The organism is Chloroflexota bacterium, from assembly GCA_009840355.1.
Lineage (GTDB): Bacteria > Chloroflexota > Dehalococcoidia > Lucifugimonadales > JADFKI01 > Bin90.
Map to the genome: position 1 here is coordinate 1 of VXNZ01000019.1, position 20784 is coordinate 20784.

The window sequence follows — 20784 nt, forward strand, 5'->3', positions numbered from 1 at the left end:
CGTCTTCACCTCCCCGTATATCTCGGATGCCGTAACATGGAGTTCCGAGTGGCGTATGACGGACAGAATCATAAGGCGCTGCGGCGTCAAGCGATGGCCGGACTCCCTCAATGCCTGTGCGGTCGCCTGTTCACAACTCATTGCACGCTCCATTTCGGTGAATCTTCGCTCGCCGATCCAAAGTCTCAACAGCCTGATGGTATCAACATAAGCGCCTGTCGTCTATAATCGCTTATGACTGCTACTGGCGAATATGCGGCAGATCAATGAATTACGATACCCTTCCTCCTCTCATGACGGGGAAGGATAGGATGGGGAAGTAATCGGAATCGTGCAAGTCAAGATGGGCATGCATAAGCCCGAACCTGTCCCGGTAGATTCTTGCAAAGGCTGAAATACTGTGAGTGATATACAACGGCTGCGCGCGCTGCTCGAATCCGGCGCGCTGCTCCATCCCGTCTCAGACGCCATCAGCATCGTGGATTTCGCGAACGCGCTGCACAGCGTTATGGGTGTGCCGGATGTGCCGGCGCCATTGGGCGAAAGAGCCGCGCAGATCAGAGGACTAATTGGCGAACCGGAGCATCTCGTAATGGTGCTCGCGGACGGATTCGGCATGAACTTCGTCGAGGCGCTCGACCATGATTCCTTCATTCGTCGGCACATCGCCACGGAAATGCGCACGGTATTTCCGTCCACGACGCCTATCGTGCTGACAACGCTCGCCACCGGACACTGGCCCGCGACGCACTCGGTCATCGGCTGGTTCCAGAGGCTGCGCGAGATTGACGCCGTATCGACGATTATCGCCTACCAGCGTACGGCGGACAAGAAGGCGCTGTCACAGCTGGGCGTGAGAGCAGAAACGGCGTTTCCCGTGCCGTCTCGCATGGGTAAGAGCGACAAAGACGCGCTGCACTTTATGCCCGAACACATCGTTGCCACCGAATATTCCAATTATTGGACAGGCTACATCAAGCAGCATGGATACGATGCTGATCATCCACAGCAGGCGATAGAGATGGCCATTCAAGCCGTGCGAAAGTCCAGCCGCCCGACCAGCGTGTACATCTATTTGCCGCAGGTTGACAGCGCCGCCCATGAACATGGCACTTGGCACGCGACCACGATGCAGACGGCGCGTGTCGTTGACCGGTTGCTGGCAACGCTGGCGGACGCACTGCCATCGAACGCGCGTCTGGTCGTTACCGCAGACCACGGCCATCTGGACGTGCCGCCAGACAGAACGCATGTCATCGAGAAATCGGACGAGTTGCTGAAGTTGTGCGACGGTCCGTTCACCGGCGATCAGCGCGCAATATACGCCGATGTATCGGACGCCAACATGGACGCATTCAGGACGGCAATCCACGAGCGATTCGGCGGCGACTTCCTGGTACTCACCGCGCAGGAAGTCGAGGAATGCGGGTTGCTGGGCGCTGCACCGTTGGCCGATGAAACCCGCCGCCGGATGCGAAAAGCGTTAGTATTGTCCACAGGCGACGCCGTGCTTGATTATCGTGCCACGCTAGATGACAGCCGTTTTCCGCTGCTCTCGCATCACGGAGGACTGACGCCCGCAGAGATTCGCGTTCCTTTAGTGCTCGCCTAACGAGTATCACTGCCGTATGCATCATAGAACAGACTAATTTCTGAGCAGCATACCCGGCTGACAACGGCGGCAGTAGCTCGTGATGCGCTTGTTCGCGGTAATCTGGCTAATAGCGTTGCCACAGCGAGGGCAAGGCTCGCCGCCTCTATTGTGCACCTGCAAGAATTCGCGCGCCTTGAGGTGAACATTATCGCCGATACGCTCGCGGACTAGCGGTATTGCTGTTTCAACGACTCTACGCGACTGCTCGAACAGACGGAGCAGTTCGTCTTCCGACAGCGCTTTCCGCTTGCGAAATGGGTATATTTGCGCAGCAAACAGTATCTCGTCCACCCACGCGTTGCCGATGCCGGAAATCACGCGTCCTCGCGTCAGCACGCCTTTAATCTCACCGTGGAAGTGCTTGAGCCGCTGCTGGAACTCCTCGAAGGTGTAATCATCAAGCACATCCGGCCCCTGTTCATGCAGGCGGGGAATCACTTCAATCTGCTCTTCGCCAACATAGTGAACCAATCCCATCTGCTTATCATCGATGTAGCGCAAATCCTTACCGTCTGACAGCGCGAACCGCAAGCAAGTGCGCTTGTACACGTGCTGTTTCGGCGGGCAGTATTGCAGCGCGCCAGTCAGCATCGGATTAATGGACAGCATGCGCCCTCCGGACAACCCAAGCAAAATAAACTTGCCGCGTCTGCACACGCTCTCGAATGCCCGACCCGGCAAGTCCTCTGAAATATCGCCGCATAACGACCGCAGTACACTCGGCTTCATCACCGTCGCGGACTCGACCGACACACCGACCAGCTTATCGGCAAGAAAATCCTTAACCACTTCCAATTCAGGCGCTTCCGGCATTTTTCGTACTCCACTTGCGTCATCAGATGGCAACTTCAGTTGTCCCTTCTCTCTCTGGAGGAAGGTAACGATAAGGGCAACGTGTCCGCATTTATTCGGCAGAATTTCAACGCGGCAAGCCAACCTGCCACACAATTAATCTTCCATCTTCGTATCCCAAGTTTCAAGGCGCGCGTGTGCTAGAATTGAGAAACAGACTAACTGCATCTGCACAAGGAAGAATCGTAACGGAGGAAGCATGGAAAGACGACGGTTAGGCAGAACTGGACACGAAAGCACAGTCGTTACATTCGGCACCGCGGGACTTGGACGCGTAACCCAAGCGGAAGCGGATGTCGCGGTGGAGCAGATACTCGAACACGGCGTCAACCACATAGACATCGCGCCAACCTACGGCGAGGCGATGGAGCGCATGGCGCCCTGGATGCCAAAATTGCGCGACAGGATGTTCCTTGGCGCGAAGACCAGGGAGCGCACACGCGAGCTGGCATGGCAGAATATCGAGAGCTGCATGAGCAGACTCGGTGTGGAATCGTTCGACCTGTTTCAGCTGCACTCAGTCGGTACTATGGCAGACCTAGACGCCGCAACCGCAAGCGGAGGCGCGATTGAAGCGCTGGTCGATCTGCGCGAGCGGGGCCTGACGACATGGCTCGGCATCACCGGGCACGGACCGGACGCGCCGCGCGTTCACCTAGAAGCGCTGCGGCGATTCGATTTGGACACGGTTATGTTCCCGCTGAACGCCACGCTGTACCGCAACCCGGAGTACCGCGAGGCTGCCGTAGAGTTGCTGGAAGTGGCGAACGAACGAGATGTCGGCATCCAGACAATCAAGATGGTTGCGCGCGGCGGCTGGGGCGCCCGCGACCGTGAGCACGCCACTTGGTACGACCCGCACCGTGAGCAGGCAGAGATTGACGGGGCGCTCTGGTGGTTGCTGTCTCAGCCAATGCACACCGCGCCAAGCGTTGGCGATGTAGAACTGCTGCCACGCGCGCTAGACGCCGCTGAGCGCTACCGCCCACTGAGCGCGGACGAGCAGGAAGCCGTCGTAACTGGGCAACGCCCGCCACTTCCCGAGCCGGGACTAGGCATCCTGGCAGCGGATTAGGCGACGCTAGTCGTTCGCCGCGCCTCCGCTCTTGGTCGCTGCGACGACATACACCGGGTCCGAGTAGTGCGGCAGCTGCGGCGTGATGTTGTAAGCGCGGATGTCTTCCCAACCGCCGGAGTCGTCGCCGGAGTTCTGGAAGTACGACGCTATGAGCTGCGCGCGACGCCGGTTGTCAAGTGTCTGCCAGACGGCAATCGCCTTCGTCGGGAACATGCGGTTCGAGTAGATTACATGAAATGAAGCGCCTGGCTTGAGCGCCCGATTCACCGCCGCGAAGATTTCGACGGGCTTGACCATGTACTGAATGGAGACCGTCACGACCGCAGCATCAAGACTGCTGTCATCGATCGGCAGCGCGGGGTCTGCGTTGATGTCGTGCACGATGCGCTCGTCCAGCTGCGAGTTCTCGGCGAGTTCGATGGCGTTCAGCCCGATGCCTATAAGCCGGTCTATCGGCAGATCGGGCGGCATGTGCGAGCGCCAGCTGGACATCAGGTCGAGGATGACGCCGTTCTGCGGCAGCGCCTCGCTGAAGTACTGGCTTATCGCGCCGATTGCCTCATAGTCGATGTGCACGACAAGGCGCGGCGCGGCGTAGAAAAGGCTGTCGTCGGACTCGTCTTGCCGCCGGAACAGCTCAGGCGGGTACAGATTCCGGTCATCTCCGATTGTCAAGAGCGATTGACCTCATGCGGCTAGGCTGGAATGAAAGACGGCACGACGGATCGAACGAGGGGATTATGGCTAGTAAGTGGGATTTGAGCGAAGAAGATTGGGTAGAAGTCGCCGACCGCGCGCTGGAATTCGTGGACGACCCGGACGCGCGAGGGCTCATCCTGTATCGCTTCGAGGGGCAATACCTGCCCGCCCTCAGAAAGGCGCGCAACGCCGAGCAGACCTTCCGGGCGTGGAACGCCTTCTACGCCTATATGACATTCCGGGAGTCGCGCCGCAAGTTCTTCTCACTGTCCGACGGCGACGCACTACGAGTCATAACGACCTTAACCGATGTCCTCGACCTGCCGCCCTATTCAGGCGATTAGCGAGAACATCGGCCGTCTTTCGCGATAATATGTCCGCCCAGCCTAGCTGACCGTAGAGTTTGGATTGCGGACTGACAGGTCTTCTACGACCGCATCTCGGTCGGCGTCAGCGGCCCAGGGCGTAGGTATGACGTTCGTGCCGAACAGCCGGATGAGCTGCTGGTCCGGCGCGCCATCGATGAGATGCTCGGTGTGCCAGCCGTCATCCTGCTGCACGACCTTAATCTCGCGGTTCTCGCCCGTCCATCCGAAACTTACCATAACTGGTGCTGCCATCTGTTACCTCCCAAATGTGCTTGAAGTGCGTGGCACAAATCATTCGTATCAGGATTCGCCTGCTGCTATGCCGGCGAGTGCCCGCCCTACTTAGTCAATGGCTAGATTTTAGAAAAATGCCTGCCAAATATCAATATCCGAACTGTGTGGGTAATGCGAATTCATTTCTGCCTCTGGCATCGGTGCCGTCTTTTAGCCCGTATCATCAGAATTTGATGATGCCGATGATATGTTTCAGCAGGCTTTCCAGCCTCTCGTATTCAAGAGTGGCGACTGCCTCACGCAACAGACAATACTGAACTGAAAACTTGCACATCGGTTAGCTATTAGACTGAGGTTGCCAAAGTGCGGCTAGACCTTCTTCTGGCACAGATACATAAACTTCAATACCAGGCCACGACACCGTTGGGTTGAACTCACCCATGTGCTTCATCAGTCGGTCAGCTAATTCGTTAGCATGTTCCTGGTCCCGTTTGCCTTTGCCAATCTTGTATGCTGCATAGCCCACTGTAGCCACTGTGCCACCTACTAAGGCAAACGGTGCGAGAAGAGGCAAGCCTATGGCTGTTCCGGCAGATGCGACACCTATCCGGGCTAGTGTGCTTCCTAGGATAGCTTTGCCAATGACTGCGCCTACCACTGCTCCACTAGCAACTCCAGCACTAGCAGCACCTATGACCTTAGCGGCTTCGCTTGCTATGTCAGACGGGTCAGCGGCACCTTTCGACGGATGCTGGTACTTAGTAGTTAAGGGGAATGCCCGTTACGGTCACAGACAACTTAGGGCGATTTTCAGGAAGTTCAAATTGCTCCAAATGGGCTTTCAACTCGTTGTAGAATTGGTTCGTATCGTCTGCCATTGTTAACCTCTGTATGTTTCAAAACCATTGGCAAAAGATGTTCTGACTCAGCAATCCTACGTCTCATCCTCGTCTACCATCCGCCGCAGCTCTTCCTTGGCATCCCGTATCTGTTGTATCTTCTCCGCGATGCGGTCGAAAAGCGGCTGCCGCGCCTTGATGCCCTCTGCTATCAGAAACGCCGCCGCCTCGGAGCGGCTGTTCATGATGCCAGCCTCTACCAGTTCGTCGAGGCGGTCGAGGCTTGCCTTGTCCACACGCACCATTACCACGTTTTCGCGGTTGCCGCGCATGCCCTGTATCGTGTCGCGCAGGTTCTCGCTGATGCTCTCGGCAGCGTCCACGCCCGACACAATCGCGCCGCGCACCGTCTTGTTCACTTCGTCCACAATCTCTTCGACATTGTCCGAAATCTTGCGCCTGTCCGCCTTTTGGTCCTGTCCGTTCTGCTGACTATCCCTCTTCTCATTCACGGCAAGTATCCTTTCACTATTACTAGTAACTAAATTACAAGTAATTATAGACTACCTCATACGGCATTTCAACGCACGGCCGGAGATTTTGAACTGACGGCTGTTTACTATCTCATTTGACTTGCGCCCGCGCATTCCCTATCGTTTACCGCATCGTCGCGGCGCCTCCTGTACGCCTGCGGCGCGCACTAGCAAGCTCGAAAGGACTCAATGCAGGAAGACGATTCGCAGCCCCAGGATTCGCGGCAGACACCTACACCCGCCGCATCGACACGAGCGAGGCGATCCGGCGGCGCATCTCCCCGCACTCGCAGGCAGGCGGCACTCTCCCGTCGCGACCTGACGAAGGGCAGCATCCGAGGGCATGTCTGGTACTTGGGATGGCCACAGGTCGCAGAAGGCTTTCTCGGGGTTGTGGATCAGGTCGCGGACTTAGTTTGGGCAGGCAGGCTCGGCTTCCACGCAATCGCCGGACTTGGCGCGTCTCAAGCGTATCTCAGCACCATTATGATGGCGCGCATGGGCTTGGATTCGAGCATGCGCTCCATGATTGCACGCTCGGTGGGGGCACGCCAATTCGCGCAGGCGAATCATGTGCTTGCGCAGTCGTTCACTCTCACATCCGCGCTGGCGCTGCTGATGATTACGGCAGGCATATTCCTCGCCGAGCCGCTGTTGCACCTCATCGGGATGAGCGACGCGGCTGTGGAGCAAGGCGCCGACTATATGCGCGTGCAGCTAGTCGCGATGGCATGCCTCAGCTACCATCGCCTATTCGGTGGCGCGTTGCAGGCGTCCGGAGACAGCATCACACCGCTCAAGGCGGCGCTGGTCTCGCGCGTTATTCACATCGTGCTCAGCCCCATACTGATATTCGGATGGCTCGGTCTGCCGTCAATGGGTCTCGCAGGCGCGGCGTTCGCGCGACTAGCCGCCGAGGTGGTCGGAGTCGGCATGACATACTGGGCGCTCCGCTCAGGAAGAGCGCGAATTAGTATGCGATTCCGCGAGTTCCGCGTGGACTTTCCGCTGATATGGACGCTCATCCGACAAGGCGTGCCTGCGTCGGTGACGAACATGCAGCGCGGGGTGTCGCAACTCGTTGTCGTGGGCGTGGCGGCGCAGTTCGGCGATGTGGCGCTTGCGGCGTTTGCACTGGCGCGCCGTGCGGAAAATGTGATCAACCAGAGTTCCCGCGGCATGGGACGGGCGGCAGGCGCGCTCGCCGGGCAGAATCTTGGAGCGGGTATCATCGACCGAGCGCGCAGCGCGGTGCGTTGGGGCATGATATTCGGCATAATGATGGCGGCGCCGTTCCTCGCGCTGATGCTCATATTTCCGGAGCCGGTCGCGGGCTTCTTCAATGCGGACGCCGACTTCATCGGCATTGCATCGACGTGGCTGGTAATCGCCACCATCGGTTACATCTTCATGTGCCCGGTGCAGATATTCACGCAGGCGTTCAACACATCCGGCTCCACATTCGCGCCGATGGTCATAACTGTCGCGACGATGTGGGCGTTCGAGATTCCGCTGACTTTCATTCTGGCAAACTTCAGCGCGCTAGGGCATCTCGGAATCCCGGCGGCGATCGTAGGCGGCATGGCGCTGCGTCTCGTAGCGTTCACCTGGTACTACTTCCGAGGGACATGGTTGCGCACGGGGCTCGTCTGATCGGGTTGCGGATACCGCAATTCATTCAGAAATTATCGGGCGACTGATTGGATTAATGGTGTGAACGCGGCACATGCGACTGTGTTGAAGACCACCTTCCGGGCTAATTCCGTGCCTGCTAACAACGCAGTGTGCTATCCTTCTCATTGGCAGATGAAACTAGCCGCAAGCACGTCAAGTCACAAGACAGTAGAAACATGGAAGAACGCACAACACTCGAAGAAACGAATCCGCACACGCAGGGCGCCGAAAACACCGCGCGGCGGCCGCACTGGTACCGCGACTGGATATTGCTGGCAACGATAGTCGTCATATTCGTCGCTGATCAGCTGACGAAATTCGCCATCAAGGGGACACTCAGGCTCGGCGAATCCTGGCCCTCCGATGGGTTCGTGCGCATCACGCACGGAGCGAACACGGGTACGGCGTTCGGATTGCTCCCGAATCAGACACTGTTCCTGATATTCGCCTCCATCATCGCAATCGGCTTTCTCGTGTATTTCTACCGAGCGTACGCTATGCCGCGACCGATACTGCGCCTCGCCATAGGGCTGCAACTCGGTGGTGCGTTCGGCAATCTATTCGACCGCGTGGCATTCGGTGCAGTCACCGACTTCATCGATGTAGGCTGGTGGCCCATATTCAACATCGCCGACTCGTCTATCTGTGTCGGCATGGCGACGCTCATCATAGTGCTGCTATTCTTCGATCGCCGCCCCGAATCTGATTCTTCACAGAACGCCACGCCGCAGCAAGTCAACAGCCGCGCCGACGAATGAACAACAAAGTGAGCGGCGAGCAGACATTCGTCGCAGACGCCGACGGCGAGCGGCTCGACAGGTTTCTCGACACCCGCTGCCCTGCCCTTTCGCGCTCAAGAATACAAGCGCTAATCTCCGGAGGCAGCGTTACGCTAGACGGCAGCGCCGCCAAGCCTTCGACGAAGATTAGGCGCGGTCAGACCGTTTCGCTCAGGATACCGCAGCCGGCGGAAAGTTCTCTGCGCCCGCAGAACATTCCGCTCACAATCGTCTATGAGGACATCGACCTTCTGGTTGTGGACAAGCCGGCGGGCATGACGGTACATCCTGCGCCGGGGCATCCGGACGGCACGCTCGTCAACGCGGTACTGGCGCACTGCCCGGACTTGCAGGGCATCGGCGGCACGGTGCGGCCGGGCATCGTGCACCGTCTGGACAAGGACACATCTGGGCTGATGGTCGTAGCGAAGAACGACCGCGCGCACCGTTCTCTGAGCGACCAGCTGAAGGCGCGCGAGTTTACGAAGGTGTACATCGCGCTCATGCACGGCAGCGTTACGCCCTCCGAGGCGATAATCAACGCGCCAATCGGCCGCTCACCGGCGAACCGCCAGCGCATGGCGGTCGTTGACGGCGGTCGAAAAGCAATCACACGCTACCGCGTCCTGCACCACTACCCCTCACACTCGCTCGTGGAAATCCGCCCCACCACTGGCCGCACGCACCAAATCCGCGTCCACTTCGCATCGCTAGGCTACCCCCTGGTTGGCGACGCCACCTACGGCAAGGCAGACAATGCGCTGAACCGCCACTTCCTCCACGCCACGACACTAGGCTTCAAGCATCCGAGCAGTGGCGACTACCGCGAGTTTGGCGCGGCGATGTCGGCTGAGTTGGAAGAGTATATGCATGGGGTGCAGTAGTCGCGCGGACGGCAGGGTTGCATTGACGCGCGAGATTACCTGCAATGGGACACCATAAGCAACCAAGTTCGTGGAGAAGGGTGACTAGATTGGACTGTCGAGAATCCTTGCTGGTTGAAGGGGGACATGTCTGCGGCATAGAATGGCACCGAAGTCCACGATCAGGAGACATAAGTTGCTCGACGACTAGATGACGCCGGATGCGCTTGCCGTTCCCTGGTGGAAAGTGCTTTAGAGCGACTATGTGATGGTGCCGCGACTCAATGAAGAAATGCGGTGCCAGCAAAGACTAGGCATAATTTGTCGGAATCATGTGCCCAAAAATCTGCTAGATGTACGTAAATGATGCGTAGAAGCTACACCGTCCAACAGGCTGAAACGCCGTGTTTTCGTTGAAGGGCGCCGCCTATGGGTTCCCACCAATCATGGAAGCGCAGCGAATCGCCATGAACGATATGGTCAGACACGCCTGCGAAATGTTCGGTCGTCGAATTGCCTGCCTACTGGATGTTGACGCTAATTTGAATGGCGACCCAGCGGAATCCACAGCCCGACATCTGCTGTCCCGTGCTTGGCACCCTGGACTACTGTGTGGATCATGGCGGACTGGACGCTCCAGATGGTCGGACCGCTGTGGAAGGCTATCTTGGACCGTCGCCGGAAGAGAACCCTGCGTTGATACCGCCACACGCGTTCTGCGTGGTTACTGCCACCACGTGAGGTTCTTCCGTGTGGCTGTTTCTGCGCCCTAAGGGAATGCGATTCGCGTGCAAAGTAGATGCTAGAATTATTGATTGCAGCTATCTATGTATGCTTTACCCAACAAATATGTCGTGCTACACTTCTGTATCCAAGATTGCATTAAGATAAGTCTCAGTTTAAGAAAGGGCTTATGACCACTCCGAATGACTTCTCAAGCTCCTTAAGTCAGAAAGTTGCAGAATCTTCCGGCGGAAGAGAGGGCGTGTTACGAAACAGGGAACCGATAGCGATTGTGGGCATGGCGTGCCGATTTCCTGGCGCGGAGAACCTCGATGCCTTCTGGCAGCTACTGGAAGAAGGCGGAAACTCCGTAACAGAGGGAGTCCCCGGCTCCGGCGTTGGAAGGCTGGCAGATGTAATCCGAGACCCATCGGTCCAACTGGAGGCTTGCCGATACGGCGCCTTCGTGGACGATATTGATATGTTCGATGCGGCGTTCTTCCGCATCTCGCCTGTCGAGGCGGAATTGCTGGACCCGCAGCAGCGCATGATGCTGGAAACCAGCTGGGAGGCGCTTGAGGACGCGGGAATCGACCCGCTGAAGCTGAAGCACAGTCTCACCGGCATGTACACCGGAATCAGCAACGACGAGTACCGTATGCTGGTGCTGGACACGAGCCGCCCGACGGAGGCTGCGGGAAGCCTGTACGCGCTCAGCGGCACAAATCTTAACGGCACGGCAGGGCGTGTCTCTTTCGTGCTGGGTCTGATGGGGCCGGCGAAAGCGGTGGACGCCGCCTGCGCTTCTGCGCTCGTAGCCGTGAATGATGCGGTGTCGGACCTTCAGCAGGGGAAAGCCGACCTAGCCATCGCCGCCGGGGTGCAGGCAATTCTGAACGGCCGCATTTACGAGCTTCGCGCGGAGGCAATGATGCTGTCCCCTGAAGGGCAGTGCAAGACATTCGATGCCTCAGCCGACGGGTATGTGCGGGGCGAGGGATGCGGAGTCATCGTACTGAAGCGGCTGTCCGACGCTGAGCGCGACGGCGACCGAATATGGGCGGTCATCAAGGGTTCTGCCGTCAACCACGGCGGGGACAGCGTTGGGTTGACCGTACCGAATCCTCCGGCGCTGAAACAGGTGATGGAAATAGCATTGTCGGACGCAGGCGTAAGCCCGTCGGATGTGGATTTCCTCGAAGCGCACGGAACGGGAACTGCGGTTGGCGATCCGATAGAGCTTGAAGCCGTTTCTGAGGTCTATTGCAATGGACGCACGGCTGACAACCCGCTCCTTATCGGCTCAGTGAAGACGAACATCGGGCACCTTGAATCCGCCGCGGGAATCGCCGGACTGATCAAGGCGGCGCTGGCATTGAAGCACCGCATTATACCGAAGCAGCTGCATTTCAACGACCCCAACCCGCGTGTTGACTGGGACAATCTGCCGCTCAAAGTGACAACGGAGCACGTTGACTGGCAGCGCCGGGGCGACCGTCCCAGGGTGGCAGGAGTGAACTGCTTTGGGATATCCGGCACGAACTCCCACATTGTGATGGAGGAGTACACCGACACCGAGACGGAGACTTCACAGGATATTTTGATTGCAGGCTCGGCGCAGAAGGTCGCTGTTTCATTGCCCGCATCTGTACCAGACCTGCGAGCGCCGGACGGTGAGCTTGAGCAGCGCCGGACACGTTTCCTGCCCCTTTCGGGCAAGTCAGACGGCGCGCTGCGAGACCTCGCCAGGCGGTATCTGTCGTGGCTCGATGAACGGCAGGCCCATATCTCTTCCGACGGCGTCGCATCGGGTCCGATGCTGTCGGACATGTCATGGGCGGCGGGCGTAGGTCGCAGCCACTTCGAGCGACGCGCGGGGGCAGTGTTCCGAGACGCTGCGTCACTGCGGGCATGTCTGAGTGATCTTGCCGAATCCGACACGACCGTTGAACCCCAAACGGCGAACAAGGTAGCATTCATCTACACTGGACAGGGCAGCCAGTGGGTCGGGATGGGACAGGCGCTTTACGAGAGCGAGCCTGTGGCGCGGGCGGTGATGGACCGCTGCGAGGAAGTGTTCAGGCAGGTCAGGGGCGTGTCGCTGCTGGATGTGATGTTCGGGCGGAACGGCGCGAACGAAAATCTGGGCGACACGGCTTGGGAGCAGCCCGCACTTTATACTTTGGAGTGCGCGCTGACCGCGCTCTGGTCGAGCGTGGGCGTGCGCCCAAGTGTGGTGCTGGGGCATAGCGTTGGCGAAATTGCCGCAGCGCAGGCCGCAGGCGTTTTCAGCCTCGAAGACGGAATGAGGTTTGCCGCCGCGCGCGGCGCGCTGATGTCGCAGATGGAATACGGCACTATGGCTGCCATATTCGCGCCGCCCGAGCAGGTGGCGGCGGAGGTTGAAGCGCACAACGCAGCGTCTGACGGCGTTGGATTGAGCGTTGCAGCAGACAACGGTGCGCATCAGGTGGTCAGCGGGCCCGTTGAGGACATCGCAGCCATCGTCGAGCGATTCGAGACGCTTGAAATTCGCGCTCGGCGATTGAACACGAGCAAGGCGTTCCACAGCGCCCTGGTCAATCCGATCCTGAGGGGACTGGAAGACGCGCTGAGCGGTCTGGAAATTAAGTCTCCCACGCTGACTGTTGTCAGCAACCTGACGGGGCGTGCAGTAGAGCCGGGCATGGCGCTGGACGTAGAATACTGGAAGCGACATGCCCGTGAAGCAGTTGCATTCGCCAGCGGCGTAAGGGCAATGGCGGCAGAGGGTGTTGATGTTGTGGTGGAGATTGGGCCGCACGACATTCTCGGCACGATGGCGACTCTTGCATGGCCATCCGAAGACGCATCCGGTCCGCCGCCGGCGTTAGCCAGCCTGCGCCGACCTCTGAGGGACGGTTCATCCCCGGAGCCGGAGAGCAGTTTCATAGACGCGGTCGCCGCAGCATACGAAGCGGGACTGGACATATCCTTCGAGGGGCTGTTTGCGGGAGAGAAGCGTCGCCGGATCTCGCTGCCGAGCTACCCGTTCCAGCGCGAACGCTATTGGGCGGAGCAGACAAGGCAGCGCCGTCAGAGCGCGGGGCATCCGCTGCTGGGCGAGCGGCACGAGTCGGCTCGTGGCGAGATTATGTATGAGACGGAAGTGTTCCCGTCAGACCCGGCATGGCTGAACGACCACCGCGTATTCGGGCGGCTGGTAGCGCCGGGCGCGCTGTACGGGGCAATGGCGACTTCTGCGACGCTCGCCGAAGGAAGCGGCCCGATTGTCGTCGAAGACTTTCAGCTGCACAATCCGCTTGTCTTCGCCGAGAGTGATTCGGATGACGGCTCGAATGAACCGGGCAGGACTGTTCAGGTCGTACTGGATGATTCCGAGCAGGTCGCGTCAAGCAGCGTCCAGATATTCAGCAAGGGCGCTGAAAACGAATGGATTCTGCACATTGAAGGGCGTGTGTCGTCAGGGGCACAGGCGCCGGAAGCCGGAGGGCGAGTTGACCTCGATGCGCTGAAGGCCCGGCTTTCGCCTGCGGATGTGCCAGACTACTACCGCGCAAAGGCTGACACGGGAATCAACCTGGGGCCGTTCTTCCGCACGCTGGGGAATGTCTGGTCCGCGCCGGGTGAGGCGCTGGGCGAAGTGATTCTGCCGGAAGCGGCGGGGCGCAACGACCTTGATGTGCATCCGCTGGTGATGGACGGCTGCTTCCAGGTCGTCGGTGTGGCGCGGAATATGACGGGCGCGCCGGGTGAGGCGACATATCTGCCGTTCGGCTGGGAAAGATTCTGGCTGACGAGGCAGATGCCGGACAAGTTGCTCTGCCACGTAATCATGAGCGAGTCATCCGTGGCATCGGACCCCGAATCGGAGGAGCAGCCTGAAGTCCTGAGCGGGGAGATGCGGATTTACGATCTGAGCGGTGTTCTCATCGGCGGATTTACAGGCTACACGGTGAAGCGCGCCACGCGCGCCGCTCTGCTTTCGGCGTTCGAGGGCGTTGACGACCTACTCTACGAGATTGACTGGCGAGACCGCCCTCTTGAATCCGGGCTTATGTCCGCCGATTTCTTCCCGCGACCGTCTGTTGTCGCTGATAGTTCGGAACTATTCCCCGAATATCTCACCGGCGCAGGAGTCGATCCGCAGGGCAGGAACGAGCTGCTCGCGGACATGGAGTGGTGGTCGCGTTCTTACGCGCTCCGAACGCTGGAGAAGCTCGGTTGGCGGCGCACACCGGGCGATATATTCAAGCACAATGAGCTGCGAGAAGAACTGAATGTCAACCCTGAGCACAACCGCCTCTTTCTGAGGATGCTGGAAATGCTTGCCCAGTCCGAGGTGCTTGAGCAGAGGGATGAGGGCTTTCTGGTGCTGGTTGGCGAGGGCGAGCCGCTTCCGGCCGGACTTACGGAAAGTCCAGAAGAGTTCGACAAGCAGATGGTCGAGAAGTATCCGCATGGCCTGACCGAGACAGGGCTTTTCAGGCGATCCGGCGCGGCGCTGGCGGACGTGCTTCGTGGTCAGGAAGACCCGCTGACACTGCTGTTCAGCAGCGGCGAACCGACGGCGGCAGACCTGTACTTGAAAGCACCGGTCGCACGCGCGGCGAACCGCATGCTCGCGGAGGCAATGCGTGAACTTATCGCCCGACTTCCTGAAGACAGAAGATTGCGGATTGTAGAGATTGGCGCCGGCACGGGTTCGGCGACCGCTTCTGTGCTGCCGGAACTACCGGAAGGTCGGTTCGACTACGTGTACACGGACATCTCGGCAGGCTTCTTCGCGGAGGCTGAGGCAAGGTTCGGTGATGGGGACGGCTGCATCGAGTACCGCACTCTGGACATCGAGAAAGACCCAATCGCGCAGGGCTTCGACGCGCACGGATACGACATAGTGCTCGCCTCGAATGTGTTGCACGCGACACGCTATCTACAGGAGACGCTGGGGCACTGCCGCGACCTGCTCTCGCCGTCCGGTCAACTGGTCGCTCTGGAGAACCTGCGCGGGCTGGGCTGGATGGACCTCACATTCGGTCAGCTTGACGGCTGGTGGCGGTTTGCTGACGATTACCGCCCGCACCACGCTCTAGCTACTCCCGCAATCTGGCGTCAGGCGCTAGGGGATGTGGGATTTGTGGAGGTCGAGGTACTTGGCGTTGACGATTCGTTCACGCACGAAATGCTGGACAAGGGCGTGATAGTAGCGCAGGGGCCCGCTCAGGTAACGGAGCAGCCGGGCGTGTGGGTTCTTGCGGGCGACAAGGGCGGGTTCGCTGAAGAACTCGTAGAGGCAATGGCAGCGCGGAACCAAACGGTCGTGCTTGGCGACAGCGGCGAGGCCCGCGAGTCGTGGCAATCTCTGATTGAGGGACTGCCCGAAGACGCGCCGTTCAAGGGCGTGGTGTATCTGGAAGCCCTTCAAGGTCATGGAGCGCAGGCTACAACTGGCGAGATCGCGGAGGATGTGAAGCGTGTCGGCGCCAGGGCGCTTGCGATGGTGCAAGGACTGTCTGACTCTGACGTGATACCGGAAAATGGCGTCTGGTTCATAACGCGTGGCGCGCAGGTTCTGGAGCGTGAGCTTACGGGCGAGTTGGCGGGCGCGACGCTATGGGGGCTGGGAAAAGTCGTTACGCTTGAAGCGCCCCATTTGCAACCACGAATGATAGACCTCGATCCCATAGTGGCCAATTCGCTATCAGGCCTCGTGAACGACCTGATGTACCCGGACCATGAGAACCATATTGCGTATCGCTTGGGTCGCCGGATGGCTGCTCGCCTTGTACGTCCGGACACCACATCGGAGCGCCTGACACTGCCGGAGAACTCGGAATGGGTGCTTGCGCCGCACCGGGATGGCGTGTTCGACAAGCCGGAAATCAAGGCGCTTCCCATCCGCACACTGGAACCGAGAGAAGTTCTGGTATCGGTCGAAGCCACAGGACTGAACTTCTGGGACGTGTTCCGCTCGCTGGGCTTCATTGAAGACGGAGACCTAGGTAGAGAGCTGTGCGGTTATGTCCTCGATATTGGCTCGGATGTGACAAATGTATCCATCGGCGACCGCGTAGTTGGGCTGGGCTTTGGCGCTTTCGCGCCTGAAATGGTCACGCACTCGGAACTGGTTGCGCCCGCGCTGGACGGCATATCCGTGTCGAGCCTTGCCACGATCCCCAGCGCGTTCGTGTCGGCGGCGCTCTCATACCATTACTCCGGTCTTGAACCCGGCGACCGCGTGCTCATTCACGCAGGATCGGGAGGCGTGGGGCTGGCAGCAATTCAGCTGGCGCAGGCCGCGGGCGCTGAGGTGTTCGCTACCGCGAGCGCACCCAAGCAGGCATATTTGCGCTCACTGAGCGTCGAGCATATATACGACAGCAGACAGACCAAGTTCGGTGAGGAGATACTTGCTGACACGGGCGGCGAGGGTATCCACGTGGTGCTTAACAGCCTGACGAGTGAAGGATTCATCGACGCCAGCCTGGCCTGCCTCGCTGAGGGCGGGCGATTCGTGGAGCTTGCGAGACGCGACATCCTCACCCACGAAGAAATGGCAGAGCTGCGTCCGGATGTGAAGTACGACATCCTCGAACTGGATGTACTGAAAAAGACCGAACCGGAGTGGGTCGGGGAAGTGCTGCGCGAAGTTATGGCGGGCATTTCGACGGGCAAACTGAAGCCGATTATCCACAGCAGGTGGCCGCTCGCCGAGGCAGGCGCTGCCCTGTCATTCATGCGCTCTGCGCGGCACATCGGCAAGATTGTGCTGACCCCGCCCTCGATCACGAACGGACAGGTGCGGCAGGATCGCACATACCTCGTCACAGGCGGTCTGGGTGGCATAGGAATCGCGGTTGCCGAATGGCTGGCAGACCACGGTGCCGGCACGATAGTGTTGAACGGCCGCCGAGACGCTGATCCGGAGGCGCAGGTAGCCATCGAAGCTTTGCGTGGCCGCGGCATCAAAGTCGAGGTCGAACTGGCTGACATGACTGACACGGCGGCGATAGATGCGATGCTGGAGCGCATGGACGCGAACTATTCACCACTGGGCGGCGTGATTCACAGCGTTGGCGTGCTGTCGGACGCCGCGCTCACAAATCAGAGCTGGGAAAGGTTCGAGCAGGTGCTATCCCCGAAGATTGTGGGGGCGTGGCACCTGCACCGCGCGACAATGGACCGCGACCTGGATATGTTCATCCTGTTCTCAAGCAGGGTCGGCGTTATGGGCAATCCGGGTCAGGCGAACCACGCCGCCGCCAATGCGTTCCTAGACCAGCTCGCCGGACATCGGCGCGCGCTGGGCCTGCCGGGGCAGGCGATTGCGTGGGGAGCGTGGTCAGAGATTGGCGAAGCCGCGGAGCAGCGGGAACGGATTGAGGAACGGCGTGCCGCACTCGGCGGACGCTGGTTTACGCCACAACAGGGTATCAGGGCACTGGAAAGGCTGGTGCGTGAGGACACCACTGCATCCGTGGTGATGTCAATGGACTGGTCGGTATTCGAGGAAGCGGTCGAGGACCGTCCCGCGTTGCTGGAGGACATGCTGTCCTCACTGGCCGATGATGCAACCGACCCGGCATCGTCGGAAGACCTGCTGACCCAATTGCGGGTAACGATTGCGCCCGTGGGCGAGCAGGAAGAACTGCTAGTGTCTTTCTTGCAGCAGGAGTTGCAGGCAGTGTTGAGGCTGTCAACGGCACCGTCCCCGACGGTCGGGTTCTTCGACCTCGGCATGGACTCACTCATGGCAGTGGAGTTTCGGAATCGGCTGAACCGCGCATTTGCCGGCGAGTACACCGCATCCAATACTGTAGTCTTCGACTACCCGGACATTGCCAGCCTTGCGGGTCATCTCGCCGAAGAACTCGGTCAACTTGGCGATTCTCCGCCGGCACCTGAGCCAGCAGTTCCAGAAGAGCCTCAGCAGACCAGCAACGACGAAGACGGAATCGCGATCGTTGGTATGGCATGCCGCTTCCCGCAATCGAAGAACCTGTCAGAGTATTGGCAGCTATTGGAATCCGGCACTGACGCGGTTACTGACGGACGTCAGGGCAATGGGATTGCGCCTGATATGCGCGGTGCATTCATTGAGGACATCGAGTGGTTTGACTCACGCTTCTTTCGCATATCTCCGATGGAAGCTCGCATGATGGACCCGCAGCAGCGGATGATGCTTGAAACGAGCTGGGAGGCGCTTGAAGATGCGGGCATCGATCCTGACGGACTGCGAGGCAGCCAGACCGGGGTGTACGCCGGAATCGGCGGCAGCGAATACCGCGATGTGATAGAAAGCAGCGGCAAGTCAGGAAATTACCTTGGGACAAACGCGAGCGTAGCGGCAGGGCGGATAGCATTCGCTCTTGGTCTGGAAGGCCCCGCGATGGCAATCGATATGGCGTGCGCTTCGGCGCTTGCAGCAGTGCATCAGGCCGTATCCGGCTTGCAGCGCGGGGAAGTCGATCTTGCCCTTGCCGGAGGCGTCCATGTCGTGCTCTCGCCTTCCGTCTCGGACTTCATGACGGAGTTGGGCATTCTATCCAAGAGCGGGCAGTGCAGCCCCTTCGATGCGTCCGCAGACGGCTACGTGCGCGGCGAAGGGTGCGGCGTGATAGTGCTGAAGCGTCTGAGCGATGCGGAGGCGGACGGAGACCGGATATGGGGCGTCATCAGAGGCTCCGCCGTCAACCAGAACGGAGTGAGCGCGGGATTGACCGTTCCCAACGGCCAGGCGCAGGAGCGCGTCATGGAAGCCGCTCTTGCACAGGCGGGCTTCTCAGGAGCCGATGTTGACTATCTCGAAGCGCATGCCACAGGCTCGCAGCTGGGCGATGCAATTGAAGCGCATGCCATAGGCTCGGTGTACGGCAAGGACCGTGAAGCGGAACGACCTCTGCTGATGGGGACGGTGAAGTCCAACATCGGACATCTGGAAGCTGCGGCGGGAGTCGCAGGCGTTATCAAGACTGTGCTCGCCATGAAGCAGGGCGTCATTCCCAAGCATCTGCACTTCGATAACCCGAATCCGCAGATAGAGTGGGCTTCGATGCCCGTGCGGATAACTTCCGAGCAGACCGACTGGCCCAGACACGCCGATAGACCGCCGCGCGCAGCTGTGAGCGCGTTCGGCATTTCGGGCACGAATGCACATGTTGTGCTGGAGGGCTACGGCAACTCGACAGCCAACGGAACATCAGAGCACGGAGCGCAGTCTTTCGTGGGTTCTGAAAAGCAGGTGCCGGTCTCCCTTCCTGAGCAGGTGGCGGACAGGCCCGTATCTATGGACGGACTGGAAGAGCGCGTCGCACGCTTCCTGCCATTGTCCGGCAAGTCGGACGGCGCTCTGCGGGACCTGGCCGGACAGTACATGTCCTGGCTTGACGAGCACGACAACGGTTCGACACCGGCAGCACTGACACCGCAATCCCTTGCGGATGCGGCATGGATGGCGAGCGTAGGACGCAGCCACTTCGACTATCGCGCGGGGGTGGTTTTCAGCGACGCCGAGTCAATGAGGGAAGGCCTTGCCGGAATCGTCGAAACGAACGGCGCATCCGACGGCGCTGAACCGCAGCCTGTGGCGAGGGTTGCCTTCCTGTACGCAGGCGACGGCAGCCAGTGGGTTGGCATGGGCAGGGCGCTTTACGACAGCGAACCGGTCGTGCGCGCTGTGCTGGACAGATGCGATGCCGTTGTGCGTGCCGAGCGGGGCAGTTCGCTGCTCGACGTGATGTTCGGCAGTCCAGGAGGCGCGGGCGACTTGAGCGACGCGGCGTGGGCGCAGCCTGCGCTCTACTCGCTGGAATGCGCGCTTACCGCCCTCTGGGCAAGCATCGGAATTCGTCCGAATTCGGTTCTGGGTCATGGCACAGGCGAAATCGCCGCGGCACAGGCGGCGGGCGTGTTCAGCCTGGAAGACGGCCTGCGGTTCACTCTCGCTCGCAGCACGCTGATGGCGGTGCTGCCCGGGGTTGACCCGAACCAGTCCTTGATGGGACTGGAGGTGGCTTTCAACGACATTTCGGTCGCGTCTCCTTCGCTGACAATGATCAGCGGGGTTACGGGACAGGTGATCGATTCCAGCGTGCTGCCTGACTGGGAATACTGGCGCAGGCAGGCACGTGAGTCCGCCGCGCTTGACGTCTGTGCCTCCACGCTCGCGGAACTAGGGGTGAACCTAGTGCTGGAAGTCGGACATGAGCCGATTCAGGGACGGACGATTAGCGGCTACTGGCCTGAGTCTGCCGGAGTGCCGACTATGATTTCCACTGCTGCGAGGACATCCGCAGATGGACAGTCGCTGGAATTCGATGATGCATTTGTGAGAGCGGCGGCGGCGGCGTACGAGTCGGGATTGGATATTTCATTCTCAGGGTTGTTTGCTGGTGAGTCCCGCCGTCGGGTCTCTTTGCCGACATATCCGTTCCAGCGTAGGCACCATTGGATATAGGGCCATTAATATTTGTGCCTAATGTATGGACA

General features: G+C 59.6%; 13 protein-coding genes. 8 read left to right on the top strand and 5 right to left on the bottom strand.

Annotated elements, in window-relative coordinates:
* The coding region (locus F4X57_04645; GenBank protein MYC06449.1) for a transcriptional repressor at nucleotides 1-153 on the bottom strand (153 nt) is incomplete at its 3' end.
* A gap of 247 nt (nucleotides 154-400) precedes the next feature.
* On the opposite strand from F4X57_04645, the gene F4X57_04650 reads away from it, so the two are divergent.
* On the top strand, nucleotides 401-1612 hold the full coding sequence (locus tag F4X57_04650; protein MYC06450.1) for an alkaline phosphatase family protein: 1212 nt from the start codon (nucleotides 401-403) through the stop codon (nucleotides 1610-1612).
* A gap of 33 nt (nucleotides 1613-1645) precedes the next feature.
* On the opposite strand, the gene F4X57_04655 is transcribed toward F4X57_04650, so the two are convergent.
* Nucleotides 1646-2467, bottom strand: a complete 822-nt coding sequence (locus F4X57_04655) for an Fpg/Nei family DNA glycosylase (GenBank protein ID MYC06451.1) — start codon at nucleotides 2465-2467, stop codon at nucleotides 1646-1648.
* A gap of 238 nt (nucleotides 2468-2705) precedes the next feature.
* On the opposite strand from F4X57_04655, the gene F4X57_04660 reads away from it, so the two are divergent.
* A complete protein-coding gene (locus F4X57_04660; protein MYC06452.1) occupies nucleotides 2706-3581 on the top strand; it encodes an aldo/keto reductase in 876 nt (291 codons plus the stop codon).
* 6 nt (nucleotides 3582-3587) lie between these two features.
* Here the strand turns inward: F4X57_04660 and F4X57_04665 are convergent, their stop codons facing one another.
* Complete coding sequence (locus F4X57_04665) at nucleotides 3588-4259, bottom strand: methyltransferase domain-containing protein (GenBank protein ID MYC06453.1); 672 nt, start codon at nucleotides 4257-4259, stop codon at nucleotides 3588-3590.
* Between the two features lie 65 nt (nucleotides 4260-4324).
* On the opposite strand from F4X57_04665, the gene F4X57_04670 reads away from it, so the two are divergent.
* A complete protein-coding gene (locus F4X57_04670; GenBank protein MYC06454.1) occupies nucleotides 4325-4627 on the top strand; it encodes a hypothetical protein in 303 nt (100 codons plus the stop codon).
* Nucleotides 4628-4669: 42 nt separating this feature from the next.
* Here the strand turns inward: F4X57_04670 and F4X57_04675 are convergent, their stop codons facing one another.
* On the bottom strand, nucleotides 4670-4903 hold the full coding sequence (locus F4X57_04675; GenBank protein ID MYC06455.1) for a hypothetical protein: 234 nt from the start codon (nucleotides 4901-4903) through the stop codon (nucleotides 4670-4672).
* Nucleotides 4904-5819: 916 nt separating this feature from the next.
* The gene (locus tag F4X57_04680) at nucleotides 5820-6236 is read right to left on the bottom strand and encodes a ribbon-helix-helix protein, CopG family (GenBank protein MYC06456.1); all 417 of its coding nucleotides are present in this window, start codon (nucleotides 6234-6236) and stop codon (nucleotides 5820-5822) included.
* A 210-nt stretch (nucleotides 6237-6446) separates the two neighbouring features.
* Between F4X57_04680 and F4X57_04685 the strand changes: the two genes are divergently transcribed.
* The 5 genes from F4X57_04685 to F4X57_04705 all read left to right on the top strand — a co-directional run bounded on the left by F4X57_04685 (nucleotide 6447) and on the right by F4X57_04705 (nucleotide 20752).
* Nucleotides 6447-7910, top strand: coding sequence for an MATE family efflux transporter (locus F4X57_04685; GenBank protein MYC06457.1), 1464 nt, complete (start codon nucleotides 6447-6449; stop codon nucleotides 7908-7910).
* Between the two features lie 197 nt (nucleotides 7911-8107).
* On the top strand, nucleotides 8108-8689 hold the full coding sequence (lspA, locus tag F4X57_04690) for a signal peptidase II (GenBank protein ID MYC06458.1): 582 nt from the start codon (nucleotides 8108-8110) through the stop codon (nucleotides 8687-8689).
* The gene (locus F4X57_04695) at nucleotides 8686-9594 is read left to right on the top strand and encodes an RluA family pseudouridine synthase (protein MYC06459.1); all 909 of its coding nucleotides are present in this window, start codon (nucleotides 8686-8688) and stop codon (nucleotides 9592-9594) included. Before lspA ends, F4X57_04695 begins: the two co-directional genes overlap by 4 nt.
* 525 nt (nucleotides 9595-10119) lie before the next feature.
* Complete coding sequence (locus F4X57_04700) at nucleotides 10120-10314, top strand: hypothetical protein (GenBank protein ID MYC06460.1); 195 nt, start codon at nucleotides 10120-10122, stop codon at nucleotides 10312-10314.
* A 172-nt stretch (nucleotides 10315-10486) separates the two neighbouring features.
* Nucleotides 10487-20752 (top strand): SDR family NAD(P)-dependent oxidoreductase, encoded by a 10266-nt coding sequence (locus F4X57_04705; GenBank protein MYC06461.1) that lies wholly within the window; start codon nucleotides 10487-10489, stop codon nucleotides 20750-20752.
* Nucleotides 20753-20784 lie beyond the last annotated feature (32 nt).